This is a genomic window from Aliiroseovarius sp. PrR006, assembly GCF_010500215.1.
In the GTDB taxonomy this organism is placed as follows: domain Bacteria; phylum Pseudomonadota; class Alphaproteobacteria; order Rhodobacterales; family Rhodobacteraceae; genus Aliiroseovarius.
The window spans coordinates 644,061-658,580 of the sequence record NZ_JAAGOY010000004.1 but is presented as its reverse complement, the minus strand read 5'-3'; the positions used below and the strand labels follow the sequence as shown (position 1 = coordinate 658,580).

Here is a 14,520-nt window from a genome sequence, read left to right as displayed (position 1 = left end):
GGCATGGCGACACCCTGCCTACTGCACCTCGGGATAAACATAGCGGCCATTCAAACAGATATTGGAGAATGGTGGATGGTTCGCGTTGCTGACCTTGGTTCAGATCGCAGCGAAAGTCTGGAAACCGCCCACTGTGACGGAAACCGGATATCGCCTGAGGTTCGAGTTGGACGCAGTACAGTTAGTCGCAGCGTGGTACTGGACGACTACGCCCCATTGGCTTGGACATTGAAGTCGATGAGGTGTCCCTAAAGATGCCGCGCCCATAATTATTAGCACTTTCAATGTGTTGCATTCTTCGTCAACGCAATTTTCTATTGCAGCCTGCGCGAAGGGGGGCATACATTTCGTACCAGATCTCAAGAGCGAGAGAGGACGATTTAGCTCTTGTGAGGTCGCGTTGGCTGGCGTGCAGATGGGCCCTGTCAAATTTCACGGGGCGGACGAACCGGATCCATCGGTTCGGAGGCGGCCCCGCGTCCTCTCCAAGATCGATGTGATCCAACCTCTTTTAACGCGCTGCCGCTGGTCGCGCATTAGTGTGGAGTGACACATGACGATATCCTATCTCTCATCTGACGCACCAAAGTCGGACAAACCCATCTGGATGGCTGACAAGGTCGGTCCACCCCGATCACTGCCCTGAAGCCCTATGCCAACAACAACCGGGTGCATGGGGTGAGGGACAGCTTCACTGTCCCGGTAGAGGCTAGTTCGAATTTGTCTGACACCACCAGTCTGGCAGCACACAGAGATCAATTGATATGTCGCAATCGTTTAAGCAAGCTGGAGGTATCCCAGCGTCCACCGCCCATCTTTTGAACATCCTTGTAAAACTGATCTACCAGCGCGGTAACAGGCAGCGAGGCTCCGTTTTCGTTTGCAGTGGACAGGCAGATACCCAGATCTTTGCGCATCCAGTCGACTGCGAAACCATGCTCGAATTTGTCGTCCAGCATGGTTTCATAGCGATTAGACATCTGCCAGCTTCCGGCTGCTCCACCGGCGATCACTTCGATCACGTCTTTGCCATTCAATCCCGATTTTTCAGCAAAGTGCAGGCCTTCGGATAGCCCCTGTACCAGACCGGCGATGCAGATCTGGTTGACCATCTTTGTCAGCTGCCCAGCCCCACTTTCTCCCAGTCGCTTGATCGACCGCCCATAGGCCTGCATTACCGGTTCGGCTTTTGCATAATGGTTCAGATCGCCACCGCACATGATCGATAGAACTCCGTTTTCAGCGCCGGCCTGCCCCCCGGATACAGGAGCATCGACAAATCCAATCTGGGCTTTTGTTGCCAGCGCGTAGAGCTCGCGTGTGACCGCAGCGGACACAGTTGTGTGGTCGATGAAAATGCTACCTTGCGACATGCCCGCAAATGCCCCGTCGTCTCCCATACATATCGCGCGTAGATCGTCGTCATTGCCGACGCAGGCCATGACATAATCCGCTCCTTCGGCAGCCTCTCGCGGTGAGATGAATGATTGGCCTTTATGTTGCTGTGCCCATTTTTCAGCTTTCTGAGCTGTGCGATTGTAAACGCGCACATCGTGACCCGCGGCTGCGAGGTGACCTGCCATGGGAAAGCCCATAACACCGAGACCTAAAAACGCGACTTTTGCCATTTCTTGTCCTTTTTTGGTAAGTTGCCTGCAACCATCGGTGTTTAGCCGATCAAATAGGGCAGGGCGAATTAGAGCTGATCGCCCGGTTGTTTTCCGGCAAAGAAAGCATCGAGATTATCGAGGGCTCGAAAGCCCATCGCATCGCGGGTCTTTACCGTGGCGCTTCCGATATGCGGCAACATGAAGATGTTCTCGTGCCGAGAAAACTCGGAATTACCGCCTGGTTCGTTTTTAAAGCAATCAAGCCCGGCTGCAGAGAGGTGCCCACTTTTGATGGCGTCCAGCAATGCATCCTCGTCGACCAGTGCTCCACGCGCGGAGTTTACCAGAACTGCACCTTTGGGAAGCTTCTGCAGTTGATTGCGGTTCATGAGATCAATTGTATCAGGGAGAGCCGGGCAATGAAGTGACAGGAAGTCAGAGACAGGCAACAGGCTATCAAGGGTAGCGTGATAGGTTGCGCCGTTCTCCAAGGCCTCCGGCAATTGCGAGCGGTTATGATAGTGGATCTCCATGCCAAGACCACGGGCATTCCGGGCCATCGCCTGACCTACACGCCCCATGCCAATGATCCCAAGGCGCGCGCCGCTGACCTGCTTGCCGACCATGAAGGCAGGGGACCAGAAATCCCACCCGCCGGTACGCACCAACCGGTCACCTTCGACTGCATGTCGCGCGGCCCCCAACATCAACAACAAGGCGATTTCCGCAGTGGCATCTGATAAGACGTCAGGGGTGTTTGTCACCGTGATCCCTCGCGCTTTGAGCGCTGGTAGGTCGCAGTGATCTACACCAACGGAATGATTGGCGATGATCTTGACACGTGCATCAAGTTGCCTTGCCACCGAGGCGTCAAAAAGTTCTGAGTGACATGGCAGAATGGCGTCAAAATTGGCGCTGTTTTGAATGATCTCATCCGGCGTATAAAGCCTGTCTTCATGATTGATCGTCACGTCGTAGTCACGTGCAGCACGTTCCAGCGTTGCGTCAGACAGTTTTCGAGTGATCCAAAGCGTAGGTTTGGTGCTCAAATCGACCTCCTAGTCTTTCTTTACAGCATCTTCCCAGAGGTCATAGACCGCCATGGCCAAGACCAGCAGGGAGATGATCCAGAATGGGAGCCCCCCCCAGAAACCTGCAAAACCGCTTGAGATTGAGTGAGCAAGACCCAGAATGAAGACTGCAAAAAGAGCGGTAGACAGGGCTGCCACGATTATGTTCGTTCGTTTTTTGAGCATGATTTTCGTTTCCTAATCGTGGTTTCAGATGAACAGAGTGTCCAGCATCCAGCTGGCCGTTCGCAGCAGGCGATCATCTTCTTCGCAGCCGCCGACCAGTTGCACGCCAACTGGCATATTGTTGGCCCCAACGAGCAACGGCATGGTCAGAGATGGCAGGCCGCAAAGCGATGAAATTGTGCTGAAAATCGGATCACCTGTTCCGGTTTCGAACAGAGGGGCTTCTCCCGTTGAACTTGGCATGATGATTGCGTCGTAATCATTGAAGAATTCAGAGAAGAAGCGCTCGCCGCTCAGCTTAACTTGCAATGCGTCTTCATAAGCAGCAGCGCTTATTGTGCGTGCATTCCTAAGAACGGGCTGAATGCTTTGCGAAAGCTGATCCCAGTGCTCTGTGAACAGCTCTTTGTTGTGTTGCCAGATCTCGTATTCATGAATGGTGGCATGGGCGTCTATTAACGTGGCGAGTTTGTCATCCACAGGTAACCTCTCGACAGATTGCCCGAGTGTCTCCAGCAACTCTTCGAAACCCTCACGCGCGTCATTTGAAAGGCGATTTTTGTACGGCATATCGAGATATGCAATGGCGGGCTCTACCGGGGCTTTCGCCTGACTGCCTGCAAGCATCTGGGGGCGCGGCCGCGAATAGGACAGGTCGTCCGTCGGATCGTAGCCCCCGATCACATCCGCCAACAGGGCAGCGTCTGGTAGGTCACGAGCAAAGACACCCACCTGATCCAGAGATTGAGAAGTCTGCAGTATTCCACGCCGTGAAATCACGCCTCGGCTTGGTTTGAACCCGTAAGTTCCGCAATATGACGCGGGTCGGATGACTGACCCGTTTGTCTGAGTGCCGATCGCAAGTGGAACATGATAGGCCGCTACAGCCGCTGCTGACCCGCTCGATGACCCGCCGGGGCTGTAATCGGGATTGTGCGGATTCCGCGTTTCTGCCGGATGCATGAAGGCGAATTCGGTTGTGACCGTTTTGCCCATAATCACCGCGCCTGCCTCTCTCAACCGCTCGATGATTGCTGCATCTGCTTCGGGGATCCGTCCCTTGAAAATTGGGGAACCTCGCTCGCAGGCGACACCTTTGGCATCAATGATATCCTTGATGCCGACGGGTACACCATGCAGGGGGCCAGTAGGACGCCCCTTGCGTCGGATCTCGTCGAGCTCACGGGCCTGAGCCAGCGCTTCGTCAGCGTCAACATAAACCCAGGCCCTTAGTTGCTCGTCTGTTTCACTGATACGTTTCAGACAGGCTGTCACCAGTTCAACCGAGGTCAGTTTGCCTTCACGAATTTGCCGTGCCGCATCCAATGCCGACAGCGCGTTTGGGGGAACTGTCGTATGCATCATGGTACGTACACTCCGAACAGATAGTCAGGCAGCCAGAGTGCAATTCCCGGGAACTGGTACATTAGCACCATCGAGAACACCACAATTGCAAGATACGGAAGGATGCCCTTGAAGATCTCGATTAGTTCGATGTCTTTTTTCAGCACACCCTTCAGATAGTAAGCTGACATGGCCATTGGCGGCGTCAGGAACGAGGTTTGCAGGTTCAAGGCGACCAGCATCGCGAAGAAGTATGGGTTCACACCAAACGTATCGAGCATCGGCAGGAAGATAGGCACGAAGATGATCAGGATTTCGGACCATTCCAGCGGCCATCCCAAGAAGAAGATGATCAGCTGCGCGAGGACTAGGAACTGCCAAGGTTCGAGGTCCATGGCCAGCACCCAGTGTTCGATTATGTCATGCCCTCCCAAGTAGGAAAATACCGAAGCAAAGGTCCATGATCCGACAAACAGCCAGCATACCATTGCCGTTGCTTTGGCGGTCAGAAACACACTTTCCTTGACCTTCTTCCAGGACAGAGAACGATAGATTGCCGCAAGCACCAGACCGCCCAATGCGCCCATTGCAGCCGCCTCGGCGGGTGTTGCCAACCCGCCGAGGATCGACCCCAAGACCAACATGATCAGAACCGTGAGTGGTACAAAAGAGATCAGTAGATCGAGGTAGATTTTGCCAGCCGGCGGGACGTCTTCCTCGCGCGGCTTTGGGGCAATTGAAGGGTTCAGGAATACGCGAATGATCACGTACACGATGTACAGGCCTGCAAGCATCATGCCCGGGAAGACTGCGGCGGCGTACAAGCGTAGCGGCGACAGTTCTGCAATCGCCGCATACACGATCAGCATGATGGATGGGGGGATCAGGATGCCAAGTGTCCCGCCTGCACAGATGACACCCGATGCAAACTGTTTGTTGTACCCGGCACTGGCCATTGCAGGAAACGCCAGCAACCCCATCAAAGTTACCACGGCTCCGACGATACCGGACGCGGTGGAAAAAATAGCGCATGTGATCAGCGCCGCGATCGCCATTGATCCGGGCAGATTCCGCGCAGCCATTTGCAGCGAATAGAACAGGCGGTTCACGATGTTGGCCCGTTCCACCACATACCCCATGAACAGGAACAGTGGGATGGCGACAAGCGTGTCATTTTCCATTACCGAATAGGTGTTCTGATTCAGCAGATAGAAGATGTTATTGTTGAAGATGTCCGCAATACTTTCGGGCGCGCTTGAGTAGTAGGCGTAGTAACCAAACCCAACACCCATCGCCAGAAGGGTGAAGGCGATTGGAAAACCCAACAGGACCAAGAAAATGAACATGCAGAGCATGACGATTGCGACTTGAGGATCAGTCATTTTTGTGTCTCTTTATCTTGTCCGATGCCGGATCAGTTTTTGCCCGCGTCATGGCGCGCTTGCTCTTCAAGGTCATGCGCTTGGATATCCATCAGCATGTCCTCGGTTTCTTTCACGTCATCGAGACGTTCCATCCACTCGCCTGACTTGATGGCGTGCCAGCAGCGCATGAGCTCTGCGACGCCCTGAAGCATGAGCAGGAAGCCTGCCAGTGGGATGAGAGATTTGAAGAAATAGACTTGGATGCGTGCAGGGCTATTCCAGCTGACCTCTTGATAGCGCCAGCTGTCGGCTGCGATTTCCCAGCCATACCAGAACAGTGCAAGCATGCCCGGAAAGAAGAAAAGCAGATACAGCGTAAAGTCCACACGCGCTTGCCAGCGGACCGAAAAGAGACGGTACAAGACATCCCCTCGCACATGGCTGTCTTGCGCAAGCGCATAGGGCCCGGCCATCAGGAATAGGGCGCCATACATCTGGACCATCATGTCAAATGCCCAGACGGTTGGTGCATTCAGCACATATCTGACGAAGACTTCGTATGAGACCGAGAAGGTCAGGATCATGATGCACCAGCCGAAGGCTCGTCCAGTCCAGAGACTGAGACCTTCAATGGTATAGATGAAGTTTTTCACATCCCGCTCCCACAGGTGTTATGGTGTAATCGGGGGCCAGCTTTGGCCCCCAAAGTTTTCTTTTTTGAGGGGCTTCAGCCAAAGTAGTGATTATACGCCAGCTTGTAGTCAGGCTGGTTTAGGTTGAGATAGTTCATCACATCTTTGGCGTAGGCCTTCTGGCTCTCAATGACTTTCGCAAAGAATGGATCCTCAGCCGAGATGCGGTCGATGACGGTATCCCAAGCTTTCAACTGAGCCGACAAGACAGAGTCCGGAGTGCGGTAGACGTTGACGCCCTCTTCCGTCTGGAGTTTCACCAGATCATCCGAGTAGGCTTTGGTATTGCCCCAGTAGAACGCCGAGTTTTCTGCATCCGACGCGCTCTTGATGATCGCTTGGTGCTCAGAGGCTAGTCCGTTGAACCTGTCCTTATTGAAGGAGATCTCAAAGAACTCCTGACTCTGGTGGAACGACGCAAGGTGATAGTGCTTGGACACGTCTTGCATGCCAAATTCTCGGTCCGAGGTCGGGTTGTTGAATTCAGCGGCGTCAATCAGACCCGATTTCATCGCGGGCTGGATTTCCCCGCCGGGCAACTGCACAACGGACAGTCCCATTTCAAGCATCACGTCGGCCGCCAAGCCGACCGTACGGTACTTCAGTCCGTCCATCTGGCTTGCGTCGGTGATTTTCTCATTAAACCAGCCAAGAGGCTGCGCCGGCATCGGAGAGTTGAAGAAGGACACAACATTGAGCCGAAGACTCGCCATCAGTTCATCAAACAGCTCTTGACCGCCACCTTGGTGCACCCAGCCCAGAACCTCTTGCGAAGACCAACCGAAGCAAGGGCCGGTGCCAAACAGTGATGCCGTTTTAGATTTGGAGTACCAATAGGCGGGTACATAGTGCACTGCGTCCAGAACACCACGGTGAACCGCGTCCTGCATTTGGCTGGTTTTCACGACCGAGTTCACCGGCAGCACGTCAACCTTCAGCGATCCGCCGCTCATATCATTGATGCGCTGCGCAAAGGATTTGGCATTTTCAAGCCAGATGCCGCCGCCCCATGCTGCCTGCATTTTGAGAACCATGGGTTCTGTGTTCGCCACTGCTGGCGCCGCCAACGAACCGGCTGCGGCCGTTGCTAAAGCGCCTCCCTTAAGGAATTTGCGGCGGTTAAAGTTATTTGTCATGATGTCTCCTCCCTTTCACGAACAAATTGGACGGCGCGTCTCGCGACAGCTGATTGACAGCAAACGAGACTGACGAGCGCCTCATCGGTCCGGTCATTCCCGAACGATGCAAAACTTCCCTGTCGCAGAACCGTCTTCGTTCTGCGCCTGTGGGTTTTGAGTGTTGAATCCGTTGCGCCCGTGCCATCGAGACGCGTATCTCCGCCCCTGAACGACGATCAAACAGGATCGGTTCAGGCTTCTCGAAGCCTGCCAGCTTCAGATTGCCAGCATAGGATCACTTAGGAACTTGTTGTGTTCATGCAGATGAACACTTTGGTTTCATTTGAGCTCAGCGAAACCGATATGCGTCTAACATGAATTTTCCCTCCCGCTTACCAGCTGTGTCGCTTGGTGATTGGAAGCACTATGCATAATGTAATTCGAATGTTTGCGCCGGAATGAACCTCTGACGCCACTCAATTCATGAAATGCGAAATGCCTGCACGAAGTGCGAAAACCCTTTCAAACACCGAGCGCGGCGCGAACAGTGGCGAGTTTTGTCCTGCTGACCGGAGCCGTCAGCTGTGCTCCGTTTAGGTCGAAATGACAGATGCCGTTGTCTTTTTTGCGTTCAAACCGGCTGACCAATGCAGGATTGATTAGGTAACTCCGATGCGAGCGAATGAAATACGGGGAAGGCAGACGCGATTCTGCTTCTGAAATTGACCAGGGGCAGAACAGTTTTTTGTCATCGGCATACAAGACGGTATAGTGCCCCTCTGCCTGAATGAATGCGACGGCGTTGCCGTCAACGAACAGCGTTTGTCCGTCTTGTTCATACGGAACATTGACCATGGCGCCTGCAAAGGACGGCCGTTCAAACACGTCCTCATCACTCATTCCCTCAGTCATCTCTGAAGGGGCGACGAGGGGCCGAGAGGCTGCCGCTTGTGGTGCTGAGTGCATGAATGTGATCCCTGACAGCAGAAATGCTCCGCAGATCAAAAAGGATATGAGAAGCACCATGATCGCCAACGCCTCGTTTCTGACGAGAGGACCAATTGACGTTTCACCCACCACTTCCCAGAAACTGGTTCCCGATATGGCCACGAAATGCATTGCCACCACGGCTGTGCTAAACCCGATTGTGCCGATCACGATGTTCATCCGATCACGTTTGCCATAAGCGATCCAGATTGCTGCAATGCTGAGAGCAAGGGAAATGGCCACCGCCGTCAGCAAACCTTTCAACGTGTAAGTCGCACGGCAGAGTTGGATCCCATACATCCCTACGTAATGCATGACGGGAATTCCAAGTCCTACGATTGCGCCGGCAATGGTCACGTTCGTCGTGGTGCGCTCCCGAAAGTGAAGAATTAAGAGCGCGACACCCATGATCAGGATGGCAATCAAAGCAGATGCCAATGTGATTAGCGCATCATAATAAAACAAGATCGGCAATTGCAGCCCGAGCATCGCCACAAAATGCATCGCCCAGACACCAACACCCAACGCTATTGCGGCCATGGCAACAGTGACTTTACGTTGTGCAACCTTAAGTTTCGAAGCTCCCCTCGTAAGTGAAAGTCCCGTGAAACTTGCCATCAAAACGATACCCACGGAAGCAAGTACGAGATAATTATTATGGGTTACTTCAAGCACTTAATAGGGATCCATTCAGGATTTGGTTGGGTGCTGGGAAAGCTAGCAGCCAAATTGCGAGCGCGCAAGTTTACCGACACTCTGTCCGTCGTCAGAGTTTATGGAACCACGAGTGGCGCAAACTAAGAGAGTGTTCGGCTCATCTGGTTGGTTTGACTATGCGGCGCGCTGGCTGTGATGCAAGCGTCGTGCTTCACGTGTCTGTCGTTTGATCCTTTTTCCCTCCTGTAGAATGGCTTTGTCACGGCCGAAGTAGACATCAGCTGGCGTGACGTTGTTCAGGTTCTCGTGATAACGCTGATGGTTGTAGTGATCGACGAAGGCTTCGATCTGGGCTTGTGAACGACGTGGACTTGATCACATCCTGACGCCTGCAACGCGAGGTCCAACGTGTTTGTCACATCTTCAGCCCGCATGTTCGTGCAAAGCAAGCCGGTTTTCACACCCAGCGGCCGCAGTCCACGCGCAGACGGGGATTTACCTCGCGAGATATCATGCCTGCAGCAAGCGATTGCGGATAACGAAGACCAGCCGGTCTGCGTCTATGCCAATCTGGCGGAAGCTTTGTTCCAGAAGGGCGACACCGCCGCTGCACGAGTGGCGCTTTTGCAGGCGCGACGTCGCGAGACTTGGCAGCTGTCCTTAGATCTTCGGTTTCTTTCCGTGTTCCAGAATCCCGGGTTCGAGGATGAGCGTGCGGACGTTCTGCACCGGCTTAAGACATTGCAGGCCGACCAACCCTCGGTGCATGAGCAAAAGGCGCGCGTGTACTTCCAACTTGGGCATTTAGATGCCTGCGAGCGCGCGTTGCGCGAAGGGCTAGCACGGCATCCGACGCACCAACGGTTGTCGCGTTTGATGGTGCGGTATTTGCATCGGATCGCGGCCTGGCCCGAGCTTGCAACGACGGCCGAACGCGTGCTTCAAGCGCATCCAAACGCGTCACCCGTTCGGACTGCGCTGATCAGGGCATATACGAAGATGGGATGCCCCGAGCGGGCCTTGCCCTTCTACGATGACATCGTGTCGTGGGATGATCCGAATGCAAAAGGGCTTGTTGCATTTGGTAAGGCTTTGATCGGCTGTGAGCGGATATCCGAGGCGCTTGAGGTTGCCGACATGGCCGTGTCGGTGGCGCCATACGACCCAAGCGTGCATTCATTGCGCAGTGAATGTCTGGCGGCATTGGGGCGATCGTCTGAGGCGAGAGTTGCAAGAAAACTGACCCTCGAGCTGCGGGGCAGCTCGTCACTTAGCGCAGCCGTGAGGGCCAAGTTGGGTCGGGCAAAACGTGTTTTTTCGGCTGTTTGGTCGCGCCTGTCCGGTCAGTAATATGTGCAGCACAACAAGGTTCAACCGCGCCCTTGTCCCCCGCGAGGATCTTTGCCTTTCCTCAGCACCAAGGGGACGGGGGCGACGCGTTTGAACAACGCGGTGCCACCGGTATTACAGACTGCTGGCGCGTCTATTCAGGAAGCTCCTTCCCACTTCCGCCAAGTTCAGCGGGCATATCGTTGAACTTAGGCAGGCCGTCCGGAATGCTCAGGACTTTCTCGCCATAGTGAACATGTAGAGCGGGTTGGAAATCCAAATCCGGCAACATCGCCGCATAAACGTCGACCAACCCCATTTCAGGATGGTCGGTCATCAGGTGACCGCCGCAGGAGGTGCAGTATTTCCGGTGGCTTTGAGGGGTCTTGCAGTAGGTCGCAATGTGCTCCTCGCCTGCGGTGATGGTCAGGCTGGCCGGGTCCCACAGCGTAAAGGCATTGACCGGCGCTGCCGACCACGTTCTGCACGACGTACAGTGGCAATAGCCCATCCCGGCGGGGGTGCCTTTGACAGAAAATGCGACTTTTCCGCAGAAACAGCTTCCGTGGTAGGTTTGATCTGACATGGGAGTTCTCCTTTTCAGTGGTTAATCAGTGAAGGTTGCAGGCGGTTGCGCTGCACGGTTGACGGACAGGCTGAACACATCCGGGCGCGCATAGTGACCGGCCACGTCGAATTTGCGCCGCGAGGCGCGGGCCTCGGCGGGATCAATTTCGGCCAACAGCAGACCCTTTTCGCGGTGCATCGGACCTGCCATGACGCCGCCAAAGGGCTTGTAGATCACGGCGTCGCCGGGGTTCACCCATTCGTCCTTGTTTGGGAACAGTTCGTCGTAATGCGGGATGTCGGTCGGGATATCTGCAACCTCGAGCGCGGTGGCGCAGCCGATCACCCAGCACCCGCCTTCGCGCGCGATATGCTGCATCGTGGCCAGCCATGTGTCGCCACTATCCCAAGTGGGCGCGACATAGATGTCGATGTCTTGGGCGTACATGGCGAAGCGGGCCAGAGGCATGTAGTTTTCCCAGCAGATCAGCGCACCGATCCGGCCCACGGCAGTGTCGACCACTTTCAGGCCTGATCCATCCCCAAATCCCCAGACCATGCGTTCCGGGTTGGTGGGCATTAGCTTACGATGGTTGTTCGCGATCGTGCCGTCTGCATCAATGATCACGCAGGAGTTATAGAGGGTCGAGCCCGACACGGCTCCGTCCAGCTCTTGATAGCCTGCGACAATCACCATCTCGTGCTCGCGTGCTGCGTCCTGCAGCGGGGTCATTCCCCCGCGGCTCAGATCAATCGCGTTGGCTTGCAGGCGGGTAAACAGCTCGTCCGTTTTCCCCATGCCCGCGCCGGGCGGCAGGCGCCAGACGAAGGTGGGGTAGCCGGGAAACCACGCTTCGGGGAAAACGATCAGCTTGGCGCCTTCAGCGGCAGCCGTTTCGATCAACCCGACGGCACGCTCCATGCTGGCTGCCAGATCCAGATAGACGGGTGGTTCCTGAACAACTGCGGTTTTCATTGGATGTCCTTTCCGTTGCGGCCCGAGACGACGACCATTTCACACGGGCCGACGAAGCCATTTTCTGTTTCATAGCCGGTCAAGGCGTCGGCAACCTCGTTCCAGACGCTTTCGCGGTCTTCGGGCGCGAGGCCGGAGAGCATCTGGTGCAACGCACCAAAGCTTTCCTTTTCGAACCGCAAGCAATCGGATGCATGGGGCAGGCGCAGCGGTGCCTCGATTACCCGTTCCTCGATGTCGTCGAACCCGGCTTCTTGTAGCACATTTGCCAGCACTCCTGCACCGCCAAGGCTGAAGGGGCCAGGTTGTCCGGGCAGCGGGGGCGGCAGGGCTGCACGTTCGCGAATGATGGACACCGGGGTCGAAAAGAACCCGTTTCGGTCAGGCGTGGAATAGACCATCGCTGCAAAGCGCCCGCCGGATTTCAGCGCCCTGCGAATGCGCGCCAATGCTGCTTGTTGATCCGGGAAGTAGATCAGGCCAACACGGGAAATCGCTGCATCGAACGAGGCCGGGGGCACGTCCAGAACCTCGCCATCGGCGACCAGAGTGTCCAGTTGGTCATGCCCTGCAGCGCGCGCATTCTCGGCGGCAAACTCCAAGATGTTTTCCGAGATGTCGGTGGCCAGCACCCGGCCCGTTGGACCAACCCGCTCGGCGGCAACAAGGGATTGTTCGCCAGCCCCTGCGGCCACATCCAGAACGTGGCTGCCGTGGGTGATCCCCGCCATGTCCAACATGGTTTCGGTTGCAGGCCCCAGCCATTCGTTCAGGACACGCCCCCAATCATTCCACGCTTTTGCCGCATCTTGCCACTGCGCATGTGTGGTCGTTTTATACGTTTCTGCATTGAACGCCGTCATTGTGTGCCCTCCAGTCAAAGCTCTTCTGAAAGCCTGCAAAACATCGTCGGAAAAAGTCCCAACGGTTTTCCGACGGTTTTCCGTTTTTTGCGCTATGATAAGAAAAACCCCATGAAAGCGCGTGCTTATGCCGTCCTCTGAAGATCATCCCCAATACGTTGTGCTGGATCACATTGTGACGCCGGACACCAACGAGATTGCGCTGGGGGATCAGGTCACGCGGCTGGAGCCGAAGTCGATGGAGGTGCTTGTCCACCTCTTCGCCCACGCCGGAGAGGTCGTGTCGCGTGATCAGCTGCAGGATGCGATCTGGGGCGATGTGATCGTGGGGGACGACAGTCTGACCAATGCGATCATCAAGATCCGCAAAGCCTTTAAGGATGATGCCCGCAATCCACGCGTAATCGAGACCATCCCGAAACGAGGGTATCGGTTGATCGCTGATGTGTCACCGCTTGCGCCTCAGCACGCGGGGGGATGGAAACTGGGAAGCATTCTAGCCGCCGGGGCTGGAATGCTTGTCTTGATAGCAGGGCTGTTTGTCGCCCTTTGGCAGCTTGAAGACCCTGTACACGAGGTCGTTGTGCGGGGCGATGACCGCGTTCACGTCGCCGTTGCACCGTTTCAGAACATCAGTGGAGATCCCGCGCAGGATTATCTGGCGCAAGGTGTCCAACAATCCATACTGAACGGTTTGGTTGGTGTGCCACAGGTCGTGGCGTCCCAGTTGAACACCGGGTCAAGCGCCGACTATCACCTAGAAGGTAATGTCTTGCGGGCAGGCGCGCGCATCCGGATCGACACGCGGCTAAGCGACGCTGTCACGGGCGTTATCCTATCGACCCAGCGACATGACCGCGCGTTTTCAGATCTTCTTGAGGTACAGGCCCTGATCGAGGCCGATCTCGTCGCTGCTTTGGCGCTTGATATCGATCTGGCACATCGGACCGCGCAATCGCGTGCGCTGACCGACAGCATCGAGGCCTATGATCTGTTCTTACAAGCCCGCGCGGCCCTTTTACCGCGCGACCCACAAAGCAATACCCACGCTCGAAGGCTGTATCAGCAAGCGATCGCGCGTGATCCCAATTTTGCGCGGGCGTATGGTGGTTTGGCCCTGACCCATGCCGCTGATTTTCGCAACGGTTGGGTGAATGATACAGAACATGCACTTGGTCAGGCGCAGGCGATGGCAGAAACCGCGCTGAGCATTGAACCTGATCTGCCGGACCAATACTGGGTGATTGGATACGTTCAAACGCAAAGGCGCAACTTTGCGGCAGCCGAGGCCGCCCTGAATGAAGCCCGGAAGAGGGACCCCGGATACGCTGATGCCTTGGCCCTGCTGGGGGGAATTCGGACATATACGGGCCAGCCTGCCGACACGTTGCCGCTTTTGCGTGACGCGATCCGGTTGCAGCCCGACGCGGGCTATCTCTATTTTTTACTCCTCGGGCGCGCCTATTACTTTCTGGATGAGTGCGAGCAGGCATTGATCAATTTAGGCGAAGCGTCCGCACGAAACCCTTCGAACTTGGAAGCGCGTATATACATGGCCGCGTGTATGGTGCGGCAAGGGGATATCGAAAGCGCCGAATGGGAGGTGGAAGAGATCCTGAGCATCGAGCCGATGTACTCGCTAAAGACTTTTTGGACGACCTACCCGATGACCTCGCAGACGCAGATTACGGCGCTGACCTCGGATCTTGGTAAAGCTGGCCTGCAATAGTGCTCTCCTGCAGGGGGGGGGCGTTTCT

General features: G+C 55.5%; 12 protein-coding genes and 1 pseudogene. 2 read left to right on the top strand and 11 right to left on the bottom strand.

Features of this window, described 5'->3' with window-relative positions:
* Window positions 1–755: 755 nt before the first annotated feature.
* The 8 genes and pseudogenes from G0Q00_RS03265 to G0Q00_RS03230 all read right to left on the bottom strand — a co-directional run.
* A complete protein-coding gene (locus G0Q00_RS03265) occupies window positions 756–1,628 on the bottom strand; it encodes an NAD(P)-dependent oxidoreductase (RefSeq protein ID WP_163036355.1) in 873 nt (290 codons plus the stop codon).
* Between the two features lie 68 nt (window positions 1,629–1,696).
* Window positions 1,697–2,659, bottom strand: coding sequence for a D-glycerate dehydrogenase (locus G0Q00_RS03260; RefSeq protein ID WP_163036353.1), 963 nt, complete (start codon window positions 2,657–2,659; stop codon window positions 1,697–1,699).
* A gap of 231 nt (window positions 2,660–2,890) precedes the next feature.
* Window positions 2,891–4,231, bottom strand: coding sequence for an amidase (locus G0Q00_RS03255; RefSeq protein WP_239058311.1), 1,341 nt, complete (start codon window positions 4,229–4,231; stop codon window positions 2,891–2,893).
* Window positions 4,228–5,592 (bottom strand): TRAP transporter large permease subunit, encoded by a 1,365-nt coding sequence (locus G0Q00_RS03250; protein WP_163036351.1) that lies wholly within the window; start codon window positions 5,590–5,592, stop codon window positions 4,228–4,230. Before G0Q00_RS03250 ends, G0Q00_RS03255 begins: the two co-directional genes overlap by 4 nt.
* 32 nt (window positions 5,593–5,624) lie before the next feature.
* On the bottom strand, window positions 5,625–6,227 hold the full coding sequence (locus G0Q00_RS03245) for a TRAP transporter small permease subunit (RefSeq protein ID WP_163036349.1): 603 nt from the start codon (window positions 6,225–6,227) through the stop codon (window positions 5,625–5,627).
* 74 nt (window positions 6,228–6,301) lie between these two features.
* Entirely contained in the window at window positions 6,302–7,402 is a 1,101-nt protein-coding gene (locus G0Q00_RS03240) for a TRAP transporter substrate-binding protein (RefSeq protein ID WP_163036347.1), read from the bottom strand.
* Between the two features lie 504 nt (window positions 7,403–7,906).
* Window positions 7,907–9,046 (bottom strand): MHYT domain-containing protein, encoded by a 1,140-nt coding sequence (locus G0Q00_RS03235; protein WP_370458526.1) that lies wholly within the window; start codon window positions 9,044–9,046, stop codon window positions 7,907–7,909.
* Window positions 9,047–9,202: 156 nt separating this feature from the next.
* A pseudogene (locus G0Q00_RS03230) lies at window positions 9,203–9,474 on the bottom strand (hypothetical protein); the annotation flags it as partial.
* On the opposite strand from G0Q00_RS03230, the gene G0Q00_RS03225 reads away from it, so the two are divergent.
* Entirely contained in the window at window positions 9,461–10,378 is a 918-nt protein-coding gene (locus tag G0Q00_RS03225) for a tetratricopeptide repeat protein (protein WP_370458525.1), read from the top strand. The pseudogene G0Q00_RS03230 and the gene G0Q00_RS03225 overlap by 14 nt on opposite strands.
* Window positions 10,379–10,511: 133 nt before the next feature.
* Here G0Q00_RS03225 and G0Q00_RS03220 read toward each other — a convergent pair whose 3' ends face one another.
* From G0Q00_RS03220 to G0Q00_RS03210, 3 genes are read right to left on the bottom strand one after another with little or no spacing between them, the layout of a single operon-like run.
* Window positions 10,512–10,943 (bottom strand): GFA family protein, encoded by a 432-nt coding sequence (locus tag G0Q00_RS03220; protein WP_163036345.1) that lies wholly within the window; start codon window positions 10,941–10,943, stop codon window positions 10,512–10,514.
* Between the two features lie 21 nt (window positions 10,944–10,964).
* Window positions 10,965–11,900 carry a carbon-nitrogen hydrolase family protein gene (locus G0Q00_RS03215; protein WP_163036343.1) on the bottom strand — a complete coding sequence of 312 codons (936 nt, stop codon included), beginning with the start codon at window positions 11,898–11,900 and terminating at the stop codon, window positions 10,965–10,967.
* A complete protein-coding gene (locus G0Q00_RS03210; RefSeq protein ID WP_163036341.1) occupies window positions 11,897–12,763 on the bottom strand; it encodes a class I SAM-dependent methyltransferase in 867 nt (288 codons plus the stop codon). Before G0Q00_RS03210 ends, G0Q00_RS03215 begins: the two co-directional genes overlap by 4 nt.
* 127 nt (window positions 12,764–12,890) lie before the next feature.
* On the opposite strand from G0Q00_RS03210, the gene G0Q00_RS03205 reads away from it, so the two are divergent.
* Entirely contained in the window at window positions 12,891–14,492 is a 1,602-nt protein-coding gene (locus G0Q00_RS03205) for a transcriptional regulator (protein WP_163036339.1), read from the top strand.
* Window positions 14,493–14,520 lie beyond the last annotated feature (28 nt).